Origin of the sequence: Streptomyces uncialis (assembly GCF_036250755.1) — a bacterium.
GTDB classification, from domain to species: domain Bacteria; phylum Actinomycetota; class Actinomycetes; order Streptomycetales; family Streptomycetaceae; genus Streptomyces; species Streptomyces uncialis.
In genome coordinates, this window is the sequence record NZ_CP109583.1 from 5986558 (window position 1) to 6012798 (window position 26241).

The 26241-nt window shown below is 71.6% G+C and carries 24 protein-coding genes and 1 pseudogene; 16 read left to right on the forward strand and 9 right to left on the reverse strand.

All coding sequences use genetic code 11. From position 1 onward, the window contains the following. Positions 1–115 precede the first annotated feature (115 nt). Both OG711_RS24950 and OG711_RS24955 read right to left on the reverse strand, forming a co-directional pair. Positions 116–763 (reverse strand): ABC transporter permease, encoded by a 648-nt coding sequence (locus tag OG711_RS24950; protein WP_099283356.1) that lies wholly within the window; start codon positions 761–763, stop codon positions 116–118. A 50-nt stretch (positions 764–813) separates the two neighbouring features. Beyond that, entirely contained in the window at positions 814–1284 is a 471-nt protein-coding gene (locus OG711_RS24955) for an Lrp/AsnC family transcriptional regulator (RefSeq protein WP_073793942.1), read from the reverse strand. Between the two features lie 121 nt (positions 1285–1405). Between OG711_RS24955 and hppD the strand changes: the two genes are divergently transcribed. After that, positions 1406–2560 (forward strand): 4-hydroxyphenylpyruvate dioxygenase, encoded by a 1155-nt coding sequence (hppD, locus tag OG711_RS24960; RefSeq protein ID WP_073793939.1) that lies wholly within the window; start codon positions 1406–1408, stop codon positions 2558–2560. A 509-nt stretch (positions 2561–3069) separates the two neighbouring features. Here the strand turns inward: hppD and OG711_RS24965 are convergent. Next, a complete protein-coding gene (locus OG711_RS24965; protein ID WP_329560553.1) occupies positions 3070–4596 on the reverse strand; it encodes a tetratricopeptide repeat protein in 1527 nt (508 codons plus the stop codon). A 97-nt stretch (positions 4597–4693) separates the two neighbouring features. On the opposite strand from OG711_RS24965, the gene OG711_RS24970 reads away from it, so the two are divergent. Then, the gene (locus tag OG711_RS24970) at positions 4694–6064 is read left to right on the forward strand and encodes an FAD-binding oxidoreductase (RefSeq protein ID WP_107499428.1); all 1371 of its coding nucleotides are present in this window, start codon (positions 4694–4696) and stop codon (positions 6062–6064) included. A gap of 88 nt (positions 6065–6152) precedes the next feature. Here OG711_RS24970 and OG711_RS24975 read toward each other — a convergent pair whose 3' ends face one another. After that, the gene (locus OG711_RS24975; protein WP_073793937.1) at positions 6153–6635 is read right to left on the reverse strand and encodes an SsgA family sporulation/cell division regulator; all 483 of its coding nucleotides are present in this window, start codon (positions 6633–6635) and stop codon (positions 6153–6155) included. Positions 6636–6950: 315 nt separating this feature from the next. Between OG711_RS24975 and OG711_RS24980 the strand changes: the two genes are divergently transcribed. Beyond that, positions 6951–8759, forward strand: coding sequence for an RDD family protein (locus tag OG711_RS24980; protein WP_329560558.1), 1809 nt, complete (start codon positions 6951–6953; stop codon positions 8757–8759). A 71-nt stretch (positions 8760–8830) separates the two neighbouring features. Then, a pseudogene (locus tag OG711_RS24985) lies at positions 8831–9693 on the forward strand (RDD family protein). Here the strand turns inward: OG711_RS24985 and OG711_RS24990 are convergent. Further along, positions 9680–9877 (reverse strand): hypothetical protein, encoded by a 198-nt coding sequence (locus OG711_RS24990; RefSeq protein WP_329560560.1) that lies wholly within the window; start codon positions 9875–9877, stop codon positions 9680–9682. The pseudogene OG711_RS24985 and the gene OG711_RS24990 overlap by 14 nt on opposite strands. Positions 9878–9964: 87 nt before the next feature. After that, a complete protein-coding gene (locus tag OG711_RS24995; protein WP_073793927.1) occupies positions 9965–10315 on the reverse strand; it encodes a hypothetical protein in 351 nt (116 codons plus the stop codon). Positions 10316–10756: 441 nt separating this feature from the next. Between OG711_RS24995 and OG711_RS25000 the strand changes: the two genes are divergently transcribed. The 4 genes from OG711_RS25000 (at position 10757) to OG711_RS25015 (ending at position 15689) form a co-directional block, all read left to right on the forward strand. After that, positions 10757–13171 (forward strand): immune inhibitor A domain-containing protein, encoded by a 2415-nt coding sequence (locus tag OG711_RS25000; RefSeq protein ID WP_266516030.1) that lies wholly within the window; start codon positions 10757–10759, stop codon positions 13169–13171. Between the two features lie 121 nt (positions 13172–13292). After that, on the forward strand, positions 13293–13658 hold the full coding sequence (locus OG711_RS25005) for a hypothetical protein (protein WP_073793921.1): 366 nt from the start codon (positions 13293–13295) through the stop codon (positions 13656–13658). Between the two features lie 106 nt (positions 13659–13764). Continuing rightward, positions 13765–14460, forward strand: a complete 696-nt coding sequence (locus OG711_RS25010; RefSeq protein ID WP_073793918.1) for an alpha/beta hydrolase — start codon at positions 13765–13767, stop codon at positions 14458–14460. An 89-nt stretch (positions 14461–14549) separates the two neighbouring features. Further along, a complete protein-coding gene (locus OG711_RS25015; RefSeq protein ID WP_329560564.1) occupies positions 14550–15689 on the forward strand; it encodes a Fic family protein in 1140 nt (379 codons plus the stop codon). Positions 15690–15728: 39 nt separating this feature from the next. On the opposite strand, the gene OG711_RS25020 is transcribed toward OG711_RS25015, so the two are convergent. Continuing rightward, positions 15729–16316, reverse strand: a complete 588-nt coding sequence (locus OG711_RS25020) for an isochorismatase family protein (RefSeq protein ID WP_073793912.1) — start codon at positions 16314–16316, stop codon at positions 15729–15731. 179 nt (positions 16317–16495) lie between these two features. Continuing rightward, a complete protein-coding gene (locus OG711_RS25025) occupies positions 16496–17824 on the reverse strand; it encodes a nicotinate phosphoribosyltransferase (protein WP_329560566.1) in 1329 nt (442 codons plus the stop codon). A 190-nt stretch (positions 17825–18014) separates the two neighbouring features. Between OG711_RS25025 and clpS the strand changes: the two genes are divergently transcribed. From clpS to OG711_RS25065, 8 genes are all read left to right on the forward strand, one after another. Further along, a complete protein-coding gene (gene clpS / locus OG711_RS25030) occupies positions 18015–18332 on the forward strand; it encodes an ATP-dependent Clp protease adapter ClpS (RefSeq protein ID WP_073793906.1) in 318 nt (105 codons plus the stop codon). A gap of 11 nt (positions 18333–18343) precedes the next feature. Next, positions 18344–18955: a DUF2017 domain-containing protein gene (locus OG711_RS25035; protein WP_073793903.1), complete on the forward strand. Its 612-nt coding sequence runs from the start codon at positions 18344–18346 to the stop codon at positions 18953–18955. A 513-nt stretch (positions 18956–19468) separates the two neighbouring features. After that, positions 19469–20977: an amino acid permease gene (locus OG711_RS25040; RefSeq protein ID WP_099283344.1), complete on the forward strand. Its 1509-nt coding sequence runs from the start codon at positions 19469–19471 to the stop codon at positions 20975–20977. A 107-nt stretch (positions 20978–21084) separates the two neighbouring features. Continuing rightward, positions 21085–21507, forward strand: coding sequence for a Mov34/MPN/PAD-1 family protein (locus OG711_RS25045; protein WP_073793898.1), 423 nt, complete (start codon positions 21085–21087; stop codon positions 21505–21507). 103 nt (positions 21508–21610) lie between these two features. Then, positions 21611–21712 (forward strand): putative leader peptide, encoded by a 102-nt coding sequence (locus OG711_RS25050; protein ID WP_323181495.1) that lies wholly within the window; start codon positions 21611–21613, stop codon positions 21710–21712. A gap of 160 nt (positions 21713–21872) precedes the next feature. Then, positions 21873–22160 (forward strand): MoaD/ThiS family protein, encoded by a 288-nt coding sequence (locus OG711_RS25055; protein WP_073793896.1) that lies wholly within the window; start codon positions 21873–21875, stop codon positions 22158–22160. A 5-nt stretch (positions 22161–22165) separates the two neighbouring features. Further along, entirely contained in the window at positions 22166–23116 is a 951-nt protein-coding gene (locus OG711_RS25060; RefSeq protein WP_099283342.1) for a PLP-dependent cysteine synthase family protein, read from the forward strand. A 918-nt stretch (positions 23117–24034) separates the two neighbouring features. Then, positions 24035–24787 carry an MBL fold metallo-hydrolase gene (locus OG711_RS25065; protein WP_073793894.1) on the forward strand — a complete coding sequence of 251 codons (753 nt, stop codon included), beginning with the start codon at positions 24035–24037 and terminating at the stop codon, positions 24785–24787. Between the two features lie 81 nt (positions 24788–24868). Here OG711_RS25065 and OG711_RS25070 read toward each other — a convergent pair whose 3' ends face one another. Continuing rightward, complete coding sequence (locus OG711_RS25070) at positions 24869–26179, reverse strand: PTS transporter subunit EIIC (RefSeq protein WP_266516011.1); 1311 nt, start codon at positions 26177–26179, stop codon at positions 24869–24871. Between the last annotated feature and the right edge of the window lie 62 nt (positions 26180–26241).

Below are 26241 nucleotides of genomic sequence, written 5' to 3' on the forward strand. Positions count from 1 at the left end.
GCCGCCGGAGGACTTCGCCTGGCCGGTCCCTCCGGAACCGGCGGGACCGTCGTCCCCGTACCCGTCGGGGCCCTCGCTCCCGGACCGGGCGGGACCATCGGTTTCGGACCGGGCCTCAGACACGGATACCCCTCGGGATGGTCAGCCGGCCGAGCAGGACGTAAGCGGCGTCGAACAGCAGGGCGAGCACCACGATGCCGAGGGTGCCCGAGAGCACCTGGTTCAGCGCGTTCCTGCTGCCCAGCGAGGCGATCCCCCGGAAGATCTCGTTGCCGAGACCCGGGCCGGAGGCGTACGCGGCGATCGCGGCGATACCCATCAGCATCTGGGTGGACACCCGGATGCCGGTCAGGATCGGCGGCCACGCCAGCGGCAGTTCGACGCGCAGCAGCCGGGTCCAGCGGGACATCCCGATGCCCTTCGCCGCGTCCACCAGTGTCGCGTCGACCCCGCGCAGCCCCACGATCGCGTTCCGCACGATGGGCAGCAGCCCGTACAGGGTCAGCGCGATCACGGTGGGCGCGACGCCCAGGCCGACGATCGGGATCAGCAGACCGATCATGGCCAGCGACGGAATGGTCAGCAGGGTCGCCGTGGTCGTCGTCGCGAGGTTCCCCGCCCATTCGCTGCGGTAGGTGGCCACCCCGATCAGCACTCCGACGAGCGTGGCGACGACCATGCACTGGAACACCGCCGACGCGTGCTGGTAGGCGTCGGTCAGCAACTGTTGATGACGGCTGCCCACGTACTCCCAGAAGTTCACATCCGTTCACCCTCCTCGCCGTCGGGTGCCGGGCCGCCGCTCCACCGGGGTCAGCCGTCCTGGGACGCCTGCTCCACCAGCGGGATGATCCGCAGCGGTACGGGGTTCTCCATGACGATAGCCGTGGCGGCCCGGACGATGCCATCAAAACCCACGACCCGGTCGATGACCCGCTGGAGATCGGCGTTCGAACGGGCCACCAGACGGCACAGCATGTCCCCGCTGCCCGTCGTGGTGTGCAGCTCCAGCACCTCCGGCACACCCGCCAAATGGGCCCGCACATCGGCGCCTTGGCCCTGCCGGATCTCCAGCGTGGCGAACGCCGTGACCGGGTATCCGAGGGCCGCCGGATCGACCTGGGGCCCGAACCCCCGGATGACTCCGTTCGACTGAAGCCGGTCCAGCCGGGCCTGCGCGGTGCCCCGGGCGACCCCGAGGCGCCGGGACATCTCCAGCACCCCTATCCGGGGCTCCTCGGCGAGCAGCACGATCAGCCTGCCGTCCAGATGATCGATCGACATGGCGCTCCTCAGATGGTCATCCTGTACAGAACGACCGGCCGCACCGGCCGCCGGCTGGTCATTGTGCCCACTGAACACGCAAACTATTGCGCACCTTGTGGAACGGGGGGAGCCTGCGGACATGGCAGCTACTTCTGCGCACACCAGTCCAGCCCCCACCACCGCGCGTGAGGCCGACCCCTTCCCGGTGAAGGGGATGGACGCGGTCGTCTTCGCCGTGGGCAACGCCAAACAGGCCGCGCACTACTACTCGACCGCCTTCGGTATGCGGCTTGTCGCCTACTCGGGCCCGGAGAACGGCAACCGCGAGACCGCCTCCTACGTCCTGGAGAACGGCTCCGCCCGGTTCGTCCTCACGTCCGTCATCAAGGCGGGCACCGAGCACGGGCACTTCCTCGCCGACCATGTCGCCCAGCACGGTGACGGGGTCGTCGACCTCGCCATCGAGGTCCCCGACGCCCGTGCGGCCTACGCCTACGCCACGGAGCACGGGGCGCGCGGGCTGGTCGAGCCCCATGAGGTCGAGGACGAGCACGGCAAGGTGGTCCTCGCGGCCATCGCCACCTACGGGCGCACCCGGCACACCCTGGTCGAGCGCGGCGCCTACGAGGGCCCCTATCTGCCCGGCTACACCGCCGCCGCGCCGATCGTGGAACCGCCCGCGAAGCGGACCTTCCAGGCGATCGACCACTGTGTCGGCAATGTGGAACTCGGCCGGATGAACGAGTGGGTCGCCTTCTACAACAAGGTCATGGGCTTCACCAACATGAAGGAGTTCGTGGGCGACGACATCGCCACCGAGTACTCCGCCCTCATGTCGAAGGTCGTCGCCGACGGCACCCTCAAGGTCAAGTTCCCCATCAACGAACCCGCCGTCGCGAAGAAGAAGTCCCAGATCGACGAGTACCTGGAGTTCTACGGGGGCGCGGGGGTCCAGCACATCGCCCTCGCCTCCAACGACATCGTCGCGACGGTACGCACCATGCGCGCGGCGGGCGTCCAGTTCCTCGACACCCCCGACTCGTACTACGACACGCTCGGGGAGTGGGTCGGTGACACCCGGGTCCCCGTCGGGACACTGCGCGAACTGAAGATCCTCGCGGACCGGGACGAGGACGGGTACCTGCTCCAGATCTTCACGAAGCCGGTCCAGGACCGCCCGACCGTGTTCTTCGAGATCATCGAACGCCATGGGTCCATGGGGTTCGGCAAGGGCAACTTCAAGGCGCTGTTCGAGGCGATCGAACGCGAACAGGACCGCCGGGGCAACCTGTAGCAGTTTGCCCCGCCGCCCCTGGGGACCTGCCCCCGGGTCACCTGTGCCGGGCGCGCTTGTCCCTGTGCGGGTCGTCCGTGGGTGCGCAGTTCCCCGCGCCCCTTAGGTTGCGCCCCTTGCGGTTCCCGTTCGGGTGCGGATGGTCCTTGGTTGCTCGCGCAGTTCCCCGCGCCCCTGAAGGGGCGCCCCCCTGGGGCTGCCGTTCGTCTGCGGGCCGGCGTCAGCCCGGGGCGGGGTTGAACCACCCTCCTCGTGCAGTCGCTCGGCTACCGAAGGGGGTGGGCGGGAATCTCTGCCCGCAGACTCCGATGCTCTTCAGTAGGGCAAGGGGGACGTCGTACCGAGCGTGTCGGATCGAGGACGGAGAATCCCGACCGGCACCGACCCGAAGAACCGACCGGATGCGCCCCAAAGGGGCGCGGGGAACTGCGCACAACCCACGAGCGACGGCACCGGAACGAAGTACGCCCACCCGGACAGACCTCAGCCGCGCAAGCGAAGGCGCACCGTCAGGACGGGGACGGGGACGGGGAGGGCGACGGGGACGTCATCGGCTGGGCGGGGCCGTGGGTCACCTCGGGCCCGCCCGGGGAAGGCTCACCCAGCTCCGCGAGAGCGCCCCGCACCCGCACCCCCACCAACGGCGAGACGAACGGATTCACCCGAAGCACCTCCCCGAACCCCCGCCGCGCACTCCCCGGGTCCCCGAGGGAGAGCGCCACCTCCGCCCGGTGGTAGGCGAACAACGCCCCCCGCCCACCCTTCTGCCGAACCTCCCGGTACAACGCGTCCGCCGCCGAGACCTCCCCCGCCCGGAACAGCGCCCACGCATACGCGTCGAGCGCCACGGGAGACGCGCCCCGCGCCTCCGTCTCGTCCCGCAGCAGCGACACCGCCGAGCCGACCGCGTCGGCGTCCCCGTGGTCCGCGTCCAGCGTGCCCAGCAGCAGCCCCCCGCGCACCCCGTGCGCGTCCCGGGCCCGCACCCGTTCCCGCACCACGTCGTACCGCTCCCGTGCCTCCCGCCCCGCGCCCAGCGACTCGTGCAACTCACCGAGCTCCAGCGCGTACTCGGGCACGGGCCGTCCCGCGTAGGCCTCCCGGTACACCCGTACCGCCTCCCCGGACCGGCCGAGGGCCGCCAGCGCGCGGGCCCGCCCGGCAAGGGCCTCGTACCGGTCGGGCCCCACCCGCAGCGCCCCGTCGAACCAGCCCAGCGCCCGCTCCGGCTCACCGCGTTCCGCCGCCAGCTCCCCGAGGAGACGGCGCGCGTCGGCCTCCTCCGTGGCGCTGCGCGCCGCCGCCACCACGTCGCCCAGGTTCGCGGCGGCGTCCTCCCGCCACCCCCGGTCCCGGTACAGCCGCGCCGCCGCGAACCGCACCACCACCTCGGGGGCCCGCAGCCCCCGCAGCGTCTCCAGGGCCTTCCCGGCGGCCTTGTCGTCCCCGAGCCCCCGGTACGCGTCGATCAGCGGCGGATACCCCGGCCACCGCTCGGGCGCGATCCGCACCGCCCGCTCCGCCTGCCCGGCCGCCGCCCTCGGGTCCTGGCGGGCCAGCGCGAGCTGCGCGGACGCGGTCAGGGCCCGCGCGTTGCCCTCGGGCCGGGCCGCGAGCGACGACTCCAGCGCCCGCTGGGCCCGGGGGAAGTCGGCGGAGTCCCCGGTGCGCGTCCCCCGCTCCGCGTACGCGGCACCGAGCACCGCCCAGGACTCGTCGTCCCGGGGATGCGCCCGCAGATGCCGTACCCGCTCCGCGATCAGCGCCGTCAGATCGGCGGACGCGGCCGGGGTGCCCGTCTCCACCGCGCTCAGGGCCCGCGCCCCGGGCCCCGGCGCGGGCGGCACCGCCGTACGCGGCTGCGGCCACATCACGAGGGCCGCCGCGCCCCCGGCGACCAGCCCGAGCACGGCCGTCACCGTCAGCGCCCGCCGCGCCCGCCGCCACCGCACGGCCGCCGGGGAGGCCGCCGCCGCTGCCGCGGCCTCCTCCGGGCACTCCAGGGCCCTGATCGCACTTGTCGTCGTGGCCTTCATGGCGCTCACTGTCGCGCGGCGCGCGGCCCCCGCCCCGGCAGGTGAGATGGATCGCGTACGGGTTCACACCGATGGCCCCGGGTGCGACGCTGGGATCATGAGCACCGCACTGGTCGATCTCCTGCGCGAAGGACTGCCGGCCGAGGCCGTCCTCACGGACCCCGACATCACCGCCTCCTACTCCCGGGACATGGCCGGCTTCTGCGAGGCGGGCGTCCCGGCGGCCGTCGTCCTGCCGCGCACCGTCGAACAGGTCCAGCACGTGATGCGCACGGCGACCGCGCTGCGGGTCCCGGTCGTCCCGCAGGGCGCCCGTACCGGCCTGTCGGGCGCGGCCAACGCCGTCGACGGCTGTGTGGTGCTGTCCCTCGTCCGGATGGACCGGGTCCTGGAGATCGACCCGGTCGACCGGATCGCCGTGGTGGAACCGGGTGTCGTCAACGCCGCGCTGGCGCGTGCCGTCGCCCCGCACGGTCTCGTCTACCCGCCCGACCCGTCGAGCTGGGAGACCTGCACGATCGGCGGCAACATCGGCACCGCGTCCGGCGGACTGTGCTGCGTCAAGTACGGGGTCACCGCCGAGTACGTCCTCGGCCTCGACGTCGTCCTCGCGGACGGCCGGCTGCTGCGCACCGGGCGGCGCACCGCGAAGGGCGTCGCCGGATACGACCTGACCCGGCTGTTCGTCGGCTCCGAGGGCAGCCTCGGCATCGTTGTCGGCGCGGTCCTCGCACTGCGGCCGAAGCCGCCCGCGCGGCTCGTGCTCGCCGCCGAGTTCCCGTCGGCCGCCGCCGCGTGCGACGCGGTCTGCCGGATCATGCGCGACGGTCATGTGCCCTCACTCCTCGAACTCATGGACCGGACGACGGTCCGGGCCGTCAACGCGCTGGCCCGGATGGGACTCCCGGAGGAGACGGAGGCGCTGCTGCTCATCGCCTTCGACACGCCCGACCCGGCCGCCGACCTCGCCGCGGTCGGCGCGCTGTGCGAGGCGGCGGGCGCCACCGAGGTGGTCCCCGCCGACGACGAGGCCGAGTCCGAACTGCTGCTCCAGGCCCGGCGGCTCGCGCTCAACGCCCTGGAGGCGGTCAAGGGCACCACGATGATCGACGACGTGTGCGTACCGCGTTCCAAGCTCGGCGAGATGATCGAGGGGGTCGAGCGGATCGCCGAGCGGCACGCCCTCACGATCGGGGTGTGCGCCCACGCGGGCGACGGCAACACCCATCCCACCGTCTGCTTCGACGCCGCCGACCCGGACGAGTCCCGGCGCGCCCGGGAGTCCTTCGACGAGATCATGGCCCTCGGTCTGCGCCTCGGCGGCACGATCACCGGGGAGCACGGGGTCGGCATGCTGAAGAAGGAGTGGCTGGCCCGTGAACTGGGGCCGGTGGGTATGGAGATGCAGCACGCGGTCAAGCGGGCCTTCGACCCGCTGGGCATCCTCAACCCCGGCAAGGTCCTCTGACCCGGCTGACCCGGCTGACCCGGCTGACCCGGCCGCCCCGGCTGACCCGGCTGACCCGGCCGCCCCGGCCGTGCGCACCGCCGGGGTCTCACTCGCCGTCCTTGGACTCGTCCGACGGCCAGGGGTCGCGCAGCCACAACTCGTCCTGGGCGCGGCCCGGGGTGGGGGCGAGCAGCTCGGCGAGACCGTCGTCGATGCGGAGCCGGTCCATCTCGGAACCCGGGGGGACCGTCCGCAGGGTGCGCTCCAGCCAGGCCGACACGGGCGCGGCCGGGGCCTCCAGCAGGGCGTCCCCGTCCGGTGAGGTCAGCGCCATCAGCACCACACTGCGGCCGTCCACCTTGGTCGGCCACACCCGTACGTCACCGTGCCCGCAGGGCCGGAACACCCCTTCGACGAGCAGTTCCCGGGCGAAGGTCCAGTTCACCGGGTGCGCGGTCCCGATGTGAAAGGCGATGTGCACGGCGAACGGGTCGTCGGACCGGTATGTCAGCCGGGCCGGTACGGGGATGCTCCGCTCGGGGGAAAGCACCAGTTTCAGTTCCAGTTCACGTTCCACCACGGTGTGCATGTCGCACGTCCTCTCCTGTCCGGGTGGGTCCCGGGGCGGGCCCACACAGGGGAGAGGCCCCCGGGCCCCGACCATTACGCGACTTTCCCCAACTTTTTTCGGTACGCCTCGCGCGGCCCGGTCCGCCGCCCCGCCGGGCCCGTTCGCCCCGGCCCGCGCCACCGTGGTCCCGAGGGACGACAACGGGTCAAGGCGCCCATGCCAGAACAAGTTGCCCGAAAGGAGTGTGTCCGGCGGGACCCGCGCAGGTGAGGGTTCAGTTCTGATAGATGTGGACCCCAAAACCCACCACCGAGCAGATACGGGACGACGGACATGAGCGCCCCAACCCCGGCACCCGGCGACGACCGCCCACGCGAGGGCTACTACCCGGACCCGTCCATCCCGGGCTACGTCCGGTACTGGAACGGTGCCGCCTGGGTGCCCGGTACGAGTCGTCCCGCCCCCACGGACGGCGCCTCGCCCCACGGCCCGGCCGCACCCGCCGCCCCCGCGACGCCTGTTGCGTCCACCGCACCCGAAGCGTCCGTCCAGCAGGCCCCCGAGGCCCCCGCGACCCCGGCCGCCCCGCACACCCCCGGCACCCCGAACACCTCCGGCCACCCGGCCGCCGGGTCCGCCCCCGTGGAGGAGACCGGTCCCGTCTTCTTCGACGAGGAGCCGCAGCCGGAGATCCCCGCCCAGTCGTCCGCGCACGGCGTCCGGCCCGAACCCGCCTCCGCGTGGGGTGCCGACACGTCCCAGCAGTCCGGCTTCGGCGGCGAGCAGGACCGCAAGGTGTCCTGGGGCGGACCCGCCCCCACGGGCCCCGACCCCCGGACCGCCCCGGCGCCCGACCCCGCCCCGCCCGTCCCCGCGGCCCCCGCCGAACCCGCGCCCGACGACGGCTCCTCGGGCGCTCCCTCGGGCCCCACCTTCTCCGGTGCCGGTGCCCAGGGCGGCGCGCCGGACAAGGGCACGATGACGTTCCGCCGTCCGTCGGGCCCGGGTCCCTCCGGTGTCCCCGCGCAGGGCGGTGCCGCGCCCGTACCCGGCCAGGAACCCCGTACCCCGGGCGCCCCGGCCCCGTCCGCGCAGGTCCCCCGGCAGGGCACCCCTCCGGCCGGCCCGTTCCCGCCCGCCCCCTACCAGCAGGGACACCAGCCTCCGGCCGCCCACCAGCCGGAACACCAGGCCCCTGCCGCCTACCAGCCCGGCCACCACCCGCACCAGGCCCCGGCCGCCCCGCAGCCCCTGCCGCCCGCCGCCCCGACCCCCGCTCAACAGCCCGCCCCGGCACCCGCTCCCGCCCCGGCGCCCGCTCACCGAGCCACCCCGCCCCCGGCCCCGGCACCCGCCGCGGCGCCGCCCGCGCACCCGGTGGCCCCCGCCCCGCCCCGGTCGGGCACCGCCCAGCCCGCCCCCGTACACCCGGCCGCCCCGGCCGCACCGAACGCCCCGCAAGGCCCGTCCTCCCCGGTCCCGCCGCAGGTCCCGTCCTCCCCGGTCGCCCCCGGTCCGGACGGCGGCGGGCACTCCTGGGCGCAGCAGGTGCACCAGCTCGCGCGGCCCGACGCGGCGGCCCCGGGAGGCGAACCGCCCGTCGTCCCGTGGAAGCCGCCGACCGAGGACGTGTTCGCCGCCGCCGCGCGGGCCCAGGCCGCTTCCCGGCCCGCCGGGCTCGGACGGCGGCTGCTGGCGAGGCTCGTGGACACCGTGGTCATGGGCGCGGTGACCGCCGCGGCGGCCGTACCGCTCGGCATCCGCGCGCTGGACCACATCGACGGGAAGCTCGACGCGGCGAAGCTGTCCGGCGAGACGGTGACGGTCTGGCTGCTGGACGGGACGACCGCCACCTGTCTCGCGGCCGTCCTCGCGGTGCTGCTGCTCACCGGTGTGCTGTACGAGGTGCTGCCGACCGCCAAGTGGGGCCGCACCCCGGGCAAGCGGCTGTTCGGTCTGACGGTCCAGGACATCGAGGGGCACCAGCCGCCCGGCTTCGCCGGGGCGCTGAACAGATATCTCGTCCTGCTCGTCCCGTCGTTGCTGGTGGTCGGGGTGATCGGCGTGCTGTGGTGCGTCGTGGACCGGCCGTGGCGTCAGTGCTGGCACGACAAGGCGGCGCGTACGTTCGTCGCGCGGTAACCCGTCCGGGTGGTCCCCCGGACGGGCGCGTGCCGGATGCGGGGGAGGGGGGTTCGGGGTCCACTCGGGCCATGAGCAGCGAACCGCCGCGGCCCGGCCCCGGTCAGCCGGAAGACGATCCGTTCAGCAAGCAGCCCCCGTCGTCGGGGGACGCCCCGCAGGGCGGTTCCCCCTACGATCCGCCGCCCGGCCCCGCGCAGGGACCTCCCGGCCAGGGCGGCGGCGAACCCGGCTGGGGCGCCCCGCCACCGGGGGGCGGACCCCCGCCCGGCGGCGGTCCGCCGCCCCCTCCGGCGGCGGACCGTCCTGGAACGCCCCGCCCCCCGGCGGCGGCACACCCCCACCCGGTGGCGGTTCGCCCTACGGTGCCCCGCCTCCCGGCGGCGGCTCGCCGTACGGTGACGACCCGGGCGGCGGAGGCGGTCCGTACGGCGGGGGCGGTCAAGGCGGCGGCGGAGCCTACGGCGGTCCCGATCCGCTGGCCGGGATGCCGCCGCTGGCCGACAGCGGCAAGCGGGTCCTGGCCCGGATCATCGACATGATCATCGTCGGGGTCGTCGTCTGGCTGCTGTCCTGGGCGTTCGGTACCGCGGACTACTCCGTGGACCCGGACAAGGTCGAGTACGGCAAGTCGTTCGGACGTTCGCTCCTCGCGGCGGTCCTCTACATCGGCTACGACACGATCATGATCTCCCGGACCGGCCAGACCGTCGGGAAGCGGCTGCTGAAGCTGCGGGTGGCGAACCTCGACAACGGCGCGACCCCGTCCGTGCAGACCTCACTGATCCGCGCGGCCGTACTGTGGCTGCCGTTCGCGTTCTGCTGCGCCTGCATCTGGACGGCGATCGCCGGCGGCTGGAGCTTCTTCGACAAGCCGTACAAGCAGGGCCTGCACGACAAGGCCGCCAAGACGGTCGAGGTCAGCACGGCGTGAACCCCGCGCCGGAAGCGTCGGACAGCCCGCCGGGGACCATCGGGACCAGCAGCGACACGAGCGACCCAACCGATACAGGCGACACCAGCGGCAGCAGCGGGACCGGCAGAACCAGCGAAACCGGCAGAACCAGCGGGAACAGCAGAACCAGCGATCCCAGCGGCACCAGTACGAACAGCACCATCAGCGGCGGGGCCGGACGGTCCGAGGCGCGCGGGGGAGGGAACCCACTGAGCGCCGCCGGGCCGTCTCCGGCGTCGGCCGGTGAACGCTACGGCCGCGCGTGACCCCGCACCGGTCGGGCGGGGGCCCGGCCCGTCACGTTCTCGCGCACCGGTGTCCGGGCCGGGGCGCCGCCGCCCTCGGCGGGCGTCCGCGCCGCGACCCGCTGGCCGGGGATGCGCGGCCGGGAGAGATCGGCGGCGCGCGCGGCGGTGATCTGCGCGGACCTGGCCGGCAGCGGGACCGTGACGGCGACCAGCAGACCGAGCCCGAGTGCGGCGAGGGCGATGACCGCGACGGCGATGCCCGAACTCGTCTGGGAGAGCAGCAGCATGGCGAGCGTCGAACAAACGACGGTGGCGGTTCCGTATGCGATCTGTGCGGCAGTCGGACGAGGCATGGCGTATCAGTCCTCGGGACTATCGGGAGTGGGGTCGGGGGAGCGCGGCGGTGCCGTCCCGGCGCGCGATCACGCGGTGCGCGGGCACGCCATGAGGCAACTCCACCGCGTGCATGCCCCTTTGGTCCATCCGGTAAGCGTGACGTCGCCCACGGTCCCGGTGCACGGGGGGCGCACGGATTCACCGATTCCATCCAGTGGACGGCCGACGCGCCGGTCGGTCCCGGGTCACCTGGGGTCCCGGTCCGTACGGGGTGTCCGGTTATCGGACCCCGGACCCTGCATAGTACTTTGAGGTGTCCAAATCAAGGTCTGTCTTTTCTTCCTCAACTCCGATCGAATGACGGCACTTGTGACGCGCATGCCGCGAGCGGCCCCTCCTGAGTTCGGGAAACCCCCCAATGGCCGTGGGACGCGGCGCGCAGGGGAGGACACCTTCACGTGAGCAGAAGACAACGGACGACCAGGGCGACCGCGGTGGTCGCGGCGTTCGCCGCGGCCACCGCCGCGTTCGCGGGCCCCGCCCTGGCCGCTCCGGACCCCGTGGCCGCGCCGGCCCCGGCCGTCGACCGGCACGACCCGGCCCCGGCCAAGGAGCACGTCGACCACGACCTGGAAGGCCCCTTCAGTGAAGCGCGCGCCGCACAGCGCGAGTCCGCCCTGGAGCAGGTCCTCGCGGGTGAGGCGACCGTGCAGCAGCGCGGCGCCTCGAAGGTCGTCAAGCTCGACGACCGGAAGTACGTGGAGCTCGGCCGGGAGAAGACCGACAAGATCTTCACGATCCTGGTGGAGTTCGGCGACAAGGTCGACAGCACCACCCAGCACGACCCGGACGGCCCCGACGGGCCGAAGCCGCCCGTGACGAAGTACGGCGGCACCCCCGGCCCGGCGCACAACAAGATCGCGAAGCCGGACCGCGCCAAGGACAACTCGACCGCCTGGCAGGCCGATTACGACCGCAAGCACTTCGAGGACCTCTACTTCGGGACCGGCCGGGACCAGTTCGGCCAGAAGAAGGAGTCCCTCAAGACCTACTACGAGAAGGCGTCCTCCGGGCGCTACTCGGTCGAGGGCGAGGTCTCCGACTGGGTCAAGGTCGACTACAACGAGGCCCGGTACGGCTCCAACTACTGCGGCTCGTCCAACTGCGTCAACGTCTGGGACACGGTCCGCGACGGCGTGACCGCGTGGGTCCGCGACCAGAAGGCCGCCGGCCGCACCGACGCGCAGATCAAGGCGGGCCTCGCCCCGTACGACTCCTGGGACCGTTACGACTTCGACCAGGACGGCAACTTCAACGAGGCCGACGGCTACATCGACCACTTCCAGATCGTCCACGCGGGCGAGGACGAGTCCGCGGGCGGCGGCGCCGAGGGCCCCAACGCCCTGTGGGCGCACCGCTGGTACGCGTACGGGAGCGACGCCGGGCGCAACGGCCCCGCGAACAACCGCGCGGGCGGCACCCAGATCGGTGACACCGGTATATGGGTGGGCGACTACACCATGCAGCCGGAGAACGGCGGCCTCGGTGTCTTCGCCCATGAGTACGGTCACGACCTCGGGCTCCCCGACCTCTACGACACCTCCGGCGGCGGTGAGAACTCCACCGGCTTCTGGTCGCTGATGTCCAGCGGTTCCTGGCTCGGCCGCGGCAAGGACTCCATCGGTGACCTGCCCGGTGACATGACCGCCTGGGACAAGCTCCAGCTGGGCTGGCTCGACTACGACCTGGCCCGCGCGGCGACCCGTTCGACGCACAAGCTCGGGGTCTCCGCGTACAACACGAAGAACCCGCAGGCGCTGATCGTCCAGCTGCCGCAGAAGCCCGTCACCACGAATGTCGTGAAGCCCGCCGAGGGCACCCGGCAGTGGTGGAGCGGCCAGGGCGACGACCTCCAGAACACCCTGACCCGGAACGTCGACCTCACCGGCCGCACCTCGGCCGAACTGTCCCTCCAGGGCTGGTGGGACATCGAGGAGAACTACGACTACCTCTACGCCGAGGTCACCACGGACGGCGGCGCCAACTGGACCGCCCTGGAAGGCACCGCCGACGGCGGCCCCCTCGCCCGTGACGGCGCCGACCGCCCCGGGCTGAGCGGTGTCTCCGGCGCCCACAAGAAGCTGGTCTACCCGCTGGACGCGTACGCGGGCCGCCAGATCGGGCTGCGCTTCCGCTACGCCACCGACGGCGGCACCGGCGGACTCGGCTTCGCCGGTGACGCGATCACGGTCACCGCCGACGGCGCCCCGGTGTTCACCGACAACGCCGAGACGGAGACGGCCGGCTGGGCGACCAAGGGCTTCTCCCGGATCGGTGAGTCCTTCACCAACCAGTACGAGCAGTACTACATCGCCGAGAACCGGCAGTACGTGTCGTACGACAAGACCCTTGAGGTCGGCCCGTACAACTTCGGCTTCTCGACGACCCGTCCGGACTGGGTCGAGCACTACAGCTACCAGAAGGGGCTGCTGGTCTGGCTCTGGGACACCTCCCAGAAGGACAACAACACCAGCCGCCACCACGGCAGCGGCCTGATCCTCCCGATCGACGCCAGCCCGGCGCCGCTGAAGTGGACCAACGGCAGCACCGCCCGCAACCGCATCCAGGCGTTCGACTCGACCTTCAGCAAGTACCGCTCGGAGGACTTCACGCTCCACAGCGCGGACGTCCCGCTGCGGATCAGGTCGCACGCCGGTGTCCCGGTCTTCGACGACCGCAAGGGCACCTACTGGGACGCGGCCAACCCGACCGCGAGTGTGAAGGTCACTGACACCAACACCCGCATCAAGATCGTCAAGCAGCCCAGGGACGGCTCGACGATCACCGTCGAGGTGGGTCGCTCCACCCGCTGAACAGCGTTCTCGCAGGTCAGGTCATGATCGGCCGCTACCCCCTAGCGGGGTGGCGGCCGCTCGTGCTTAGGTGCGTCCGTACGGTCCTTATTGACACGAAGTCTCACGGGGGTGTGACGGAATGACCGCAGGAGGGTTCTGCAAACTGCCGAACGGGAAGGTCGTCGTCGCCCTGAATCTGCCGAGCCCCGCCGACCCGGGGCCCGCGCCGGGCGTCCACGGTCCCGTCCCGGCCACCCCGGCCGACGGCCCGGCCCGGGTACGGGTCCTGGTCGTCGCCGCGAACCGGGCGCGCGCCCTGACCCGGCTGCGCAACCTCGGACTGCGCTCGGTCTATCTGCGCGGAAACGTCCAGCCGCCCACCCCGGACGAGATCACGGCGGTCCTGCACCACCCGGACGGCCTCGTCTGGCGCACCGCGCCCGACGACGCGGCGGAACTCTGGCACCCGATCCGCAGCCTGCTGCGCCGGACCCCGGCGGCCTGACCCCAGCGGTGCGCGAAGGGCTCCGGCCAGCGGTGGCGGGCCCCGGGAGGCGGTCCTACGGTGTCCAGGGGGGCCGCCAGGACCACCTTCCGAAAGGCACGCAGACATGGCCGACAAGCCCGCGATCGTTCTCGTCCACGGCTTCTGGGGCGGCGCCGCCCACTGGAGCAAGGTCATCCTGGAACTGAAGCGCCGCGACTACCGCTCCCTGCACGCCGTCGAGAACCCGCTCACCTCCCTCGCGGAGGACGCCGAGCGCACCCGCAAGATGGTCAAGCAGATCGACGGCCCCGTGCTCCTGGTGGGCCACTCGTACGGCGGCGCGGTGATCACGGAGATGGGCGACCTGCCCAATGTGACCGGCCTGGTCTACGTCGCGGCGTTCGCCCCCGACGCGGGCGAGAGCCCCGGCGGGATCAGCCAGGAGCTCCCGCCGGCCGCCTTCGAGAACATCGCCCCCGACTCGGACGGCTACCTCTGGGTCAAGCAGGACAAGTACCGCGAGAGCTTCTGCCAGGACCTCCCCGAGGACGAGGCGTACGTCCTGGCCGTCACCCAGAAGGCCCCGCTGGCCAGCACCTTCGGCGACAACATCACGGCCCCCGCCTGGGCGAAGAAGCCCACCTGGTACCAGATCTCCACGGACGACCGGATGATCAACCCGGAGAACGAACGCAAGATGGCGGCCCGGATGTCCCCCCGCGACACCCTCGAACTCCCCGCGAGCCACGCGTCCCTCGCCTCCCGCCCCACCGAGATCACCGACTTCATCGAAACAGCGGTACGCGACACCTCGGGCTGACCGACCGCGGGCACCCCCGCCGCGCCGGGGTGGGGTAGGGGTGCCCGAGTGTCTTTGCGTTGATGACAGGATGATGGTGTCATGTAGTCATGCTGTATGGACTGCCTGACCTGGACGACCGTGATCGTCATGTGCTCGCGGAGATCGACGGGATGAGGGAGCGGCTGAGGCTCCAGCTGCGTACCCCGCGCAGGTGGGAGGGGCAGCTCCGCCGCAATCTGACCGCGCGTGCCATTGCGGGCTCGAACACCATCGAGGGTTATGCGGCGAGTGTCGCCGATGTCGAGGACATCATGCTCGACGAGGCACCGATCGAGGCGAGTGGGACGGTCACCGCCGAGATCGAGGGATACCGGCAGTCGATGACGTACATCCAGCGGCTCGCCGACGCGGGCCCGGACTTCGCGTACGGCAAAGGGCTGCTGAACGCCCTGCACTTCATGATGCAGGGGCATCATCCGCTGAAGCGGCCCGGCTGGTGGCGGAGCGGGCCCGTCCATGTGACCTCGCCGGACGACCCCACGATCGCCGCGTACACCGCGCCGGACGCCGAGCGGCTGCCGGAACTCACCGGTGAGCTGGTGGACTGGCTCAACGAGGGCGATCCGGACGCCCCGGTCCTCGTCCGGGCCGCGATGGCCCATCTGAACCTCGTGGCGATCCATCCTTGGGCCGATGGCAACGGCCGGATGTCCCGTGCCCTCCAGACCCTGGTGCTGGCCCGGGAGGGCATCGTCGCGCCGGAGTTCTCCAGCATCGAGGAGTGGCTGGGACGGGCCCGTAACACCTACCGCTACTACGACGTCCTCGCCGAGGTCGGCGGCCCGGTGTGGACGCCCGGCCGGGACACCAGGCCATGGCTCCGGTTCTGTCTGCGGGCCCACCACCAGCAGGCGCAGGCGGTGGAGCGCCAGGTGGAGACCACCCGCACGGTCTGGTCCGTGCTGGAGGAGGCGGTGGAGCGCCAGGGCTGGGCCGACCGCACCCTGTACGCCCTCTACCCGGCGGTGATGGGCAACCGGGTGCGCCGGGCGACCTACCAGGCCGACGCCGGACTCAGCACGCAGCAGGCCCTGCGCGACCTCCGCGAACTGGTCCGGGCGGACTGGCTGGCGCCCCGGGGTGAGGCCCAGGGCCGTTACTACGTCGTCGGTGCCGGCGTCCCCGAGGACGCGGTCAGGGGAGTGCTGGAACCCCGGGCACTGCGTGAGCCGTACACCGAGACGTAGAGGCCGAGCCATTGGCCGCCGGAGCAGGACTCGGCCAGGTCAGGACACGACCGGTTTGCCGGTGAGGTGCACGCCCGCTTCGCGGAGTTCCGTGAGGGTGTGGTCGGTGCGGGTGGCCGAGACGCCCGCCGTGAGGTCCAGCAGGACGTGGGTGCGGAAGCCCTCGCGGACCGCGTCCAGGGCCGTGGCCCGCACACAGTGGTCCGTGGCGATCCCGACGACGTCCACCTCGGTGACGTCCCGCGCGCGCAGCCACTGCGCGAGGGTGACGCCGTTCTCGTCGGCGCCCTCGAAGCCGCTGTACGCGGCGGCGTACGCGCCCTTGTCGAACACGGCCTCCACCGCGCCGGAGGCGACCGCCGGGGCGAAGTTCGGGTGGAAGCCGACGCCCTCGGTCCCCGCGACACAGTGCACGGGCCACGAGGTCTCGTAGTCGGGGTGGTCGGAGAAGTGGTCACCGGGGTCGACATGGCTGTCACGGGTCGCCACCACATGGCGGTAACCGGCGGGCGCCTGGCCGATCAGTTCCGTGACACCGGCGGCCACATCGGCGCCTCCGGTGACGGCGAGGCTGCCGCCTTCGCAGAAGTCGTTCTGCACATCGACGACGATGAGTGCGCGGCGCATGTCGGGGTCCTTGTCAGGTGGGATGGGGCGGGGCGGAACGGTTCCGGCCGGGCGGCCGGACGCGGGGGCCGCCGGGCGGTCCCGGGAGAGGTGTCACCTGCCTTGTCACACGTGGTCCATGCCTGCGCACGTACCCCGGTGGCACCGGCCGAACCCCGCCGGGCCCGGCCGGCCGCACCTCAGAGGTACTCGGTGGGGATCACGGCGTCCCCGCGCGACAGCTGGGTGGCGGACAGGGGCAGCCCCGCGCGGGCCGCCGCGTGCCGGTCCCGGACCACGTCCAGGGACTCCCGGGAGAGCACCGAACCGCCCTTGATCAGCTCCACGAGCAGCTGTTCGCCGGCCAGCGCGGCGGGCACCGGTCCCGTACCGATCACCTCGGCCTCCGCGACGCCCTGCCCGTCCTTGCGCCGCGCGGCCCACTTGCGGCCCCCGATGGAGGTCTTCCCGCCGGTCGACCGCTTGGCGACCGGTACCAGCGGCTCGGCGGGATCGGCGCTGGTGGCACGTGCCACCAGTTTGTAGACCATCGAACACGTGGGGTGTCCGGAGCCGGTGACGAGCTGGGTGCCCACCCCGTACGCGTCGACGGGCGCCGCCGCGAGCGAGGCGATGGCGTACTCGTCCAGGTCGGAGGTCACCACGATCCGGGTGCCCGTGGCCCCCAGCTCGTCCAGCTGCTGGCGCACCCGGTGGGCGACGAGCAGCAGATCGCCGGAGTCGATGCGCACCGCCCCGAGACCGGGCCCCGCGATGTCGACGGCGGCCCGTACCGCCTCGGCGACGTCGTACGTGTCGACCAGCAGCGTCGTCCCCGCGCCCAGCGAGTCCACCTGCGCGCGGAAGGCGTCCCGCTCGCTGTCGTGGAGCAGGGTGAACGCGTGCGCGGAGGTACCGACGGTCGGGATGTCGTAGCGGAAGCCCGCCGCGAGGTCGGACGTGGTGGCGAAGCCGCCGATGTACGCGGCCCGGGAGGACGCCACGGCCGCCAGCTCATGGGTGCGCCGGGCACCCATCTCGATCAGCGGGCGGTCCCCGGCGGCGGAGGCCATCCGGGACGCGGCGGCGGCGATCGCGGAGTCGTGGTTGAGGATCGACAGGATCACCGTCTCCAGCAGGACGCACTCCGCGAACGAGCCCTCGACCCGCAGGACGGGGGAGCCCGGGAAGTACACCTCGCCCTCCGGATAGCCCCACACGTCCCCGGTGAACCGGTAGTCCGCGAGCCACGCCAGGGTCCGCTCGTCCACGATCCGCCGCTCCCGCAGGAAGCGGATCACGGGCTCGTCGAAACGGAAGTTCTCCACGGCGTCCAGGACCCGCCCGGTGCCCGCGACGACCCCGTACCGGCGCCCCTCGGGCAGCCGGCGGGTGAAGACCTCGAAGACGGAACGCCGCTCGGCGGTGCCCGCGGCGAGCGCGGCCTGGAGCATGGTCAGTTCGTAGTGATCCGTGAAGAGCGCGGTCGACGGCACATCCACCGGCAGCCCTAGGTCCGCAGTGTTCATGACCAGGATGCTACCCCCAATCTCGTCACTTTGACGATTTCTGTTTCCGCAGGCTCGCGAGCGGGTCCGCAGGGGGTCCTCAGGGGATCCCGGAGCGGGGCCGGGGCGGGCCCGGAGGCGGCCCGCGCGGAGCCTCGCCCACCCCGCCGCACCGGCCCCGTTTATGCGCTGCGGGGCGTCGGGTGGCAGCATGGGCGGTGTGACGGCTCCCGCTCCCCTAGAGACCGAGAAACCCGATTCGGCACAAGAGGTGTTCGCCGAACCCGAGCCGGACGTTCCCTGGATCACGCTTGTCCACAATGACCCGGTCAATCTGATGAGCTACGTGACCTACGTCTTCCAGGCGTACTTCGGGTACTCCAAGGACAAGGCCACGAAACTGATGCTGGACGTCCATCACAAGGGCCGCGCCGTCGTCTCCAGCGGATCCCGCGAGGAGATGGAACGCGACGTGCAGGCGATGCACGGCTACGGGCTGTGGGCGACGCTCCAGCAGGACCGGAAGTAGCGACCAACCTCATGCCAGGACACTTCGAACCGATCCCGGGCGGCGGCGCGGCCGTAGCGCTCGACGAGGTCGAGATCTCCATCATCCGCTCCCTCGCGGTGCAGCTCCTCGAACTGGTCGGACCGGGCCCCGGCGGGGAGGCCGACGCCTCCACCGATCCGCTCGCCGAACTCTTCACCGACGGCCCCACCGAACCGCCCGCCGACCCGGTGCTGCGCCGGCTGCTCCCCGACGCGTACGAGGGACCCGGCGCGTCCTCCGGCTCCGCGCAGGAGGCCGCCGAACGCACGGCCCGCTCCTCGGAGTTCCGCCGCTTCACGGAGAACGACCTGCGCGCCCGCAAGCGCGAGGACGCGCTCGCCCTGATCCGTACCCTCGACGGGCTGAGCCCCGACGGCGACGGCACGGCCGGGCTGAGGCTGACCGCCGAGGACGGCCGCCGCTGGCTCGGCGCGCTCAACGACCTGCGGCTCGCGATCGGCACCCGGCTGGAGATCAGCGACGAGGACGACGCGGATCTGCTCTACCGGCTGCCGGACACCGACCCCCGCAAACCGATGGTGATGGCGTACCTCTGGCTCGGCGGACTCCAGGAAACCCTGGTCACCGCACTGATGCCGTGAGCCGTGAGCCGTGAGCCGTGAGCCGTGAGCCGTGACGTCCTCGGCCGCCGGGCGTCCTGACCTCGTGACCCGGTGCCACTCTCAGCCGCCGGATGTCCTGACGCCCTCGGCCGCTGAACGGGACGTCGCCGGATGCCCCCGGACGCCGCCGTGCGGGTGATCCGGGGCCGCAACGCCCCCTCACCCGGACGGCCGCCGTCCGGGTGAGGCCCCCGCGCCCGGCCCTCCGGCGGACCCGCGCCCGGTCCGCGCCAGGCCCTCGCCCGGCCCACGTCGGATCCCCGCCGGTGCCGCCGCCCTCCCCCGGAACACCCCGGGTGTTCGCTCAGAGGACGCTCAAATCCGGATAACGATCGCGTCACCACCCTCGTGTCCTTTGCTGTGCGAGGGGAATTTCGTCCGGTTCTTCCCGTGACCTGCATCACATGCGCCTCATTCGGTCTTCGCCGGGCACGTGATACATCTGCGGCACCCGACGGGGCCCCACCCCTGAACCGGCGAAAGGTTTCACCTATGACCTCGACGCAGGTCGGCAAGGACGGCACAGGCGATCACGGCGCTCCCCTGACCGCGCAACCCCAGGCGGACGGCCACGGGGAGGGGTATCAGCGCGCGCTCGGCGCCCGGCAGATCCAGATGATCGCCATCGGCGGCGCCATCGGCACCGGACTCTTCCTCGGCGCGGGCAAGGCCATCTCCAAGGCCGGACCCAGTCTCATCCTGGCGTACGCCGTCGCGGGCCTCGTGATCTTCTTCATCATGCGGGCCCTCGGCGAACTCCTCATGTACCGCCCCGTGTCGGGCTCCTTCTCGGAGTACGCGCGGGAGTTCGTCGGCCCCTTCGCGGGGTTCGTGACCGGCTGGACGTACTGGCTCTTCTGGGTGGTCACCGGCATCACCGAGGTCACCGCCGCCGCGACCTATATGACGTACTGGTGGGACATCCCCCAATGGCTGTCCGCACTGGTGTTCACCGTCATCCTGTACTGCGCGAACCTGATCTCCGTGAAGCTCTTCGGTGAACTGGAGTTCTGGTTCTCGATGATCAAGGTCACCGCCATCATCGGCATGATCCTGATCTGCGCCGGAATCCTCACCCTCGGCTTCTCCGACGCGGGCGACACCGCCACCGTCGGCCATCTGTGGTCCGAGGGCGGGTTCTTCCCCAAGGGCATCGGCGGCACCCTGATGACCCTTCAGATCGTGATGTTCGCGTTCCTCGCCGTGGAACTCGTCGGGGTCACCGCGGGGGAGTCCAAGGACCCCCGGAAGACCCTCCCCAAGGCCATCAACACCGTCCCGTGGCGTATCGCCGTCTTCTACGTCGGCGCGCTGATCATGATCCTCTCGGTGGTGCCGTGGACCGAGTTCAAGCCCGGCGTCAGCCCGTTCGTCGCCGCCTTCGAGGAGATGGGCCTCGCCGCGGGCGCCGCGATCGTCAACTTCGTCGTACTGACCGCCGCGCTGTCCTCCTGCAACTCCGGGATGTACTCCACCGGCCGAATGCTGCGCGACCTCGCCCTCAACAGCCAGGGCCCGCGGATCTTCACCCGGCTCACCACCCGCGGCACCCCGCTCGTCGGGACGACGTTCTCCGCCGCGCTGATGCTCGTCGGCGTCTGGATCAACTACCGCTGGCCCGGCGAGGCGTTCAACTACGTCGTGTCCTTCGCGACCATCTCCGGTATGTGGGCCTGGATCATGATCCTGGTCAGCCAGATCCGCTACCGCGCCCTCGCCGACCGCGGTGAACTCCCGCAGTCCTCGTTCAAGGCCCCCGGCGCCCCGTTCACCAGCTGGTTCGCCCTCGGGTTCATCGGTGTGGTGATCACCATGATGGCGATCGACCGGGACGCCCGTATCTCGCTGTACTGCGCCCCGGTCTGGGGACTGCTGCTCGGTGTCTCGTACCTGGCGCTGAAGCGGCGCGACCCGGACGCCGCCGCGTTCAATGTGCGCAAGCGGACCGGCCCGGCCCCGGGCACGGCCCCCGCCGACCCGGTGGACTCCGGGCGCGAGTAGCCCGTCCCACCGGGCCGCGACCCCGCTCCGGCGGCCGCCCCGTCCAGCATCCGGACCCCCGTGTACCGCCCCCTGGTACGCGGGGGTCCGCTGCTTATCCTGGGCGCATGCTGACCATCACCCAGGACCTGTACGACCGGATCGTGGACCACGCCCGCGCGGACCACCCGGACGAGGCGTGCGGGGTCGTCGCCGGGCCCGCCGGGTCCGGGCGGCCGGAGCGGTTCATCCCGATGCTCAACGCCGCCCGCTCGCCCACGTTCTACGAGTTCGACTCGGGGGACCTCCTCAAGCTGTACCGCGAGATGGACGACCGGGACGAGGAGCCCGTGATCATCTACCACTCGCACACCGCGACCGAGGCGCACCCCTCCCGCACGGACATCACCTACGCGAACGAACCCGGCGCGCACTACGTGCTCGTCTCCACCGCCGACGCGGACGACGCCGGTCCCTTCCAGTTCCGTTCGTTCCGCATCGTGGACGCGGTGGTTACGGAGGAGGAGGTCAGCGTCGTCCCCGCGTACTGACCGGACCCTCCGCCCTCTCGCCCATCCCGTATACCGGTCGAAAACCGTCCGGCATGTGGGATGCCTCTCGGGAAGCCGTACCGGGAATCGATACGATGACCGCATGGTTCCCCAAGACGTGAGCGAGAAGACGCCGGGCACGCTGCTCGTGGCGCGGCTGCACGTCGACCTGTGCCGGTCCGACAGCGCCATCTGTCCGAGCTGACCCCCGCCGCCGTGCGGCGCTGAACGACCCGCGGCCGGCGGACCGCCGGCCGGGTCCCGGACCCGCCCGAGCGGACACCCGCGGACCACCCCGGACCCCCCGCCGCCGGACGCAGCGAACCGACCACTTCCCCACCCTTATCCGACAGGAGCCCACCGCCATGGCCATCGAGGTCCGCATCCCGACCATCCTCCGCCAGTACACCGACGGGGCGAAGGCCGTCCCGGGCAGCGGGGACACCGTCGCCGCCCTCTTCGCCGACCTGGAGAGCCGTCACCCGGGCATCCGCGCCCGGCTCGTCGACGCCGACAAGGGCGACGAGCTGCGCCGGTTCGTGAACGTCTACCTCAACGACGAGGACGTCCGCTTCCTCGACGGCATCAACACCAAGCTCAACGACGGCGACAGCGTCACGATCCTGCCCGCCGTGGCCGGCGGGATGGCCTGACCGGCATGCGGTACGACTCCCCGCTCGACGCGGTCGGCAACACACCGCTCGTCCGGCTGCCGCGCCTGTCGCCCTCCGACGACGTACGGATCTGGGCGAAGCTGGAGGACCGCAACCCGACCGGCTCGATCAAGGACCGGCCCGCGCTCCATATGATCGAGCAGGCGGAGAAGGACGGCCGACTGACCGAGGGCTGCACCATCCTCGAACCGACCTCCGGCAACACCGGGATCTCCCTCGCGATGGCCGCCCGGCTCAAGGGCTACCGGATCGTGTGCGTGATGCCCGAGAACACCTCGCAGGAGCGGCGGGACCTGCTCGCCATGTGGGGCGCCGAGATCATCCCGTCGCCCGCGGCGGGCGGTTCCAACACGGCGGTGCGGATCGCCAAGGAACTGGCGGAGCAGCACCCCGACTGGGTGATGCTCTACCAGTACGGGAACCCGGGGAACTCGGGCGCGCACTACGCCACCACCGGGCCGGAGATCCTCGCCGACCTGCCGTCGATCACGCACTTCGTCGCCGGGCTCGGGACCACGGGGACGCTCATGGGCGTCGGCCGCTATCTGCGTGAGCACAAGCCGGACGTACGGATCGTCGCCGCCGAGCCGCGGTACGACGACCTCGTCTACGGGCTGCGGAACCTCGACGAGGGGTTCGTGCCGGAGCTGTACGACGCGTCCGTGCTGACCACGCGGTTCTCCGTCGGCTCCGCCGACGCGGTGGCGCGGACACGGGAGCTGCTCCAGCAGGAGGGGATCTTCGCGGGGGTGTCCACGGGGGCGGCGCTGCATGCCGCGATCGGGGTCGGACGGAAGGCCCTCCAGGCGGGGGAGAGCGCGGACATCGCGTTCGTCGTCGCCGACGGGGGCTGGAAGTACCTCTCCACGGGGGTGTACACGGCCGCCACCACGGAAGAGGCCGTCGCCCGCCTCCACGGCCAACTCTGGGCATAACGCATAGCGCCTTCGCTAGCGCTTCCGAGTTTCCTGTGCGGGTCGCCTTCGCTTGCGCCTCTGGGTTCCTGTGCTGGGCGTACTTGTTCCAGCACAGGTACTCGGTGGGTGCGCAGTTCCCCGCGCCCCTGGATGCTGCCCCGACCTGTTGCCCCCCGGGCGCGGGCCGTCCTCGCGCAGTTCCCCGCGCCCCTGGGGTTCCACCCCTGGGCGTACTTGTTCCCGGTGCGGGTCGGACGGGGGTGCGCAGTTCCCCGCGCCCCTGAGGCGCTGCCCCATGGCGGTCGCTCTTCGGGTGCGGGGCCGTCCTCGTTTTCGCGCAGTTCCCCGCGCCCCTGAAGGGGCGCCTACCTGGGGCTGTCGTCAGGGTGCGGGCTGTCAGCAACCGGGGTCGGGGTTGAACCATCCTCCTCGCGGACTCGCTCTGCTGCCGAAGGGGGTGGGCGGGAATCTCTGCCCGCAGACTCCGATGCTCTTCAGTCGGGTACGGGTACGTCGTACCGAGCGCGTCGGATCGAGGACGGAGAATCCCGACCGGCACCGACCTGAAGAACCGACCGGACGCGCCCCAAAGGGGCGCGGGGAACTGCGCGAAACCCACGAGTGACGGCACAGGGACAAGCGCGTCCAGCCGGAGAGACCTCGGGAGCGCAAGCGAAGGCGACCCGCGGGGAACTGCGCGAAACCACCGAGTGACGGCACAGGGACAAGCGCGTCCAGCCGGACAGACCTCGGAAGCCCAAGCGAAGGCGACCGGGTGAGTTCGCCCACAACGGTCAGTGACGGGGGAGCGCCCAACCCCTCCGCGGCATACGCTCGACAGACCGCAAGAACCCCGATCCCCTCAGCCGGGACACCGGCCCCGCCGGACGGTCGGACATCCTGCCAGTCTCCTGTCAGCGCGGAGGTTCCAGCTCCATGAAGCTCACCGTCGTCGGCTGCTCGGGGTCGTTTCCCTCCGTGGACTCGGCCTGTTCGAGCTACCTCGTCGAGGCCGACGGCTTCCGGCTGCTCCTCGACATGGGCAACGGCGCCCTGGGCGAGTTGCAGCGCCACTGCGGTCTCTACGATCTCGACGCGATCTTCCTCAGCCATCTGCACGCGGACCACTGCATCGACATGTGCGGATACTTCGTCGCCCGCTACTACCGGCACGACGGCGGCCGCTGCGCGCCGATGCCGGTGTACGGCCCGGAGGGCACCGAGCACCGGCTCACCACGGCCTACGCGGACACCCCCTCCGCCTCCTCGATGAGCGAGGTCTTCGACTTCCACACGGTGAAGCCCGCGACCTTCGACATCGGCCCGTTCACCGTCCGCACGGAACGCGTCGCGCACCCCGTCGAGGCGTACGGCATCCGCGTCGAGCACGGCGGCCGGACGCTCACGTACTCCGGCGACACCGGCGTGTGCGTACAGCTGGACGAGCTGGCCGCCGGAGCGGATCTCTTCCTCTGCGAGGCCGCGTTCACGGCCGGCAAGGAGGAGATCCCCGATCTGCATCTCAACGGCCGGGAGGCCGGCGGGGTCGCCCGCCGCGCCGGGGTCGGCCGGCTGCTGCTCACCCACATCCCGCCGTGGACGGACCCGGACATCAACCTCCAGGACGCCCGTGAGGTGTTCCGCGGTCCCGCCGAACTGGCCGTCGCGGGACGCACGTACACGGTCTGAGCGACGACGCGCGAGGCCCCCGCCGGACCGCCGGCGGGGGCCTCGCGTGATCAACCGCCCGGTGTCATCGGCCCACCGGGGTCACTTCACGTTCTCGCGGTCCTCCGCCTCCGACTCCTCCTCGGGTTCGCGCCCGGGGGTCTTGAGGTCGAACTTGATGATCGCGAACCGGAAGATCGCGTAGTACAGCACCCCGAACCCGAGCCCCACCAGGATGATCAGCCAGGGTTTGGTGGCGAGACTCCAGTTGATCACGTAGTCGATCAGGCCCGCCGAGAAGCTGAAGCCGTCCTTGATGCCCAGTGCCCAGGTCACCGCCATGGAGACACCGGTCAGCACCGCGTGGATCGCGTACAGCAGCGGGGCGATGAACAGGAACGAGTACTCGATCGGCTCGGTGATCCCGGTGACGAACGACGTCAGCGCGACCGACAGCATCAGCCCGCCGACGATCTTGCGGCGTTCGGGACGGGCGCAGTGCGTGATCGCGAGGGCCGCCGCGGGCAGGGCGAACATCATGATCGGGAAGAAGCCGGTGGTGAACTGCCCGGCCGTCGGATCGCCCGCCAGGAACCGGTTGATGTCACCGTGCACGACCGAGCCGTCCGGCTTGGTGTAGTCGCCGAACTGGAACCACACGAACGTGTTCAGGAACTGGTGCAGCCCGATGGTGAGCAGCGCCCGGTTGGCGACACCGAAGATGCCCGAACCCCAGGAGCCGAGGTCGACCAGCCACTGCGAGAAGCTGGTGAGCGCGTCACCGATCGGCGGCCAGATCCAGACGCAGAGCGCGGCGAAGACGAGCCCGATGAAAGCCATGATGATCGGTACGAGGCGCCGTCCGTTGAAGAAGCCGAGCCAGTCGACCAGCTTCGTCCGGTGGAACCGCTGCCAGATGTACGCGGTGATCAGACCCATCACGATGCCGCCGAACACCCCGGGATTCTGGTACGCGGCCAGTGCGGAGGTGCCGTCCTCGGCGACGCACAGCCCGCTCCACATCCCGGCCCCGAGGAAGTCGGCCTCCTCGGGGCAGTCCTCCGGGAAGGCGCGCAGCACCGCGTAGTACACGAGGAAGCCGGCGACCGCGGCGAGCGCGGTGGAGCCGTCGGACTTCTTGGCCATACCGATCGCGACACCGATGCAGAACAGCAGGGGCAGACCCAGATTGGAGTCGATCAGGGCGCCGCCGGCCGCGGCGAAGACCGTGGCGATGTCCGTCCAGCCCAGGCCGTCGACGCCGAACACGTCCGGCTGGCCGAGGCGGTTGAGGATGCCCGCGGCAGGCAGTACGGCGATGGGCAGCTGAAGACTGCGGCCCATCTTCTGCAACCCCTGGAACAGTCCGTTCCAGCGCGTACGGGTGGGTGCTGCCGCGCTGTCCGCGCTCATGGGCGTCCTCCCGGGATGCCGTGTGCCACCTGGTCGGGTGGCACATCGTGATCGTCATCCTT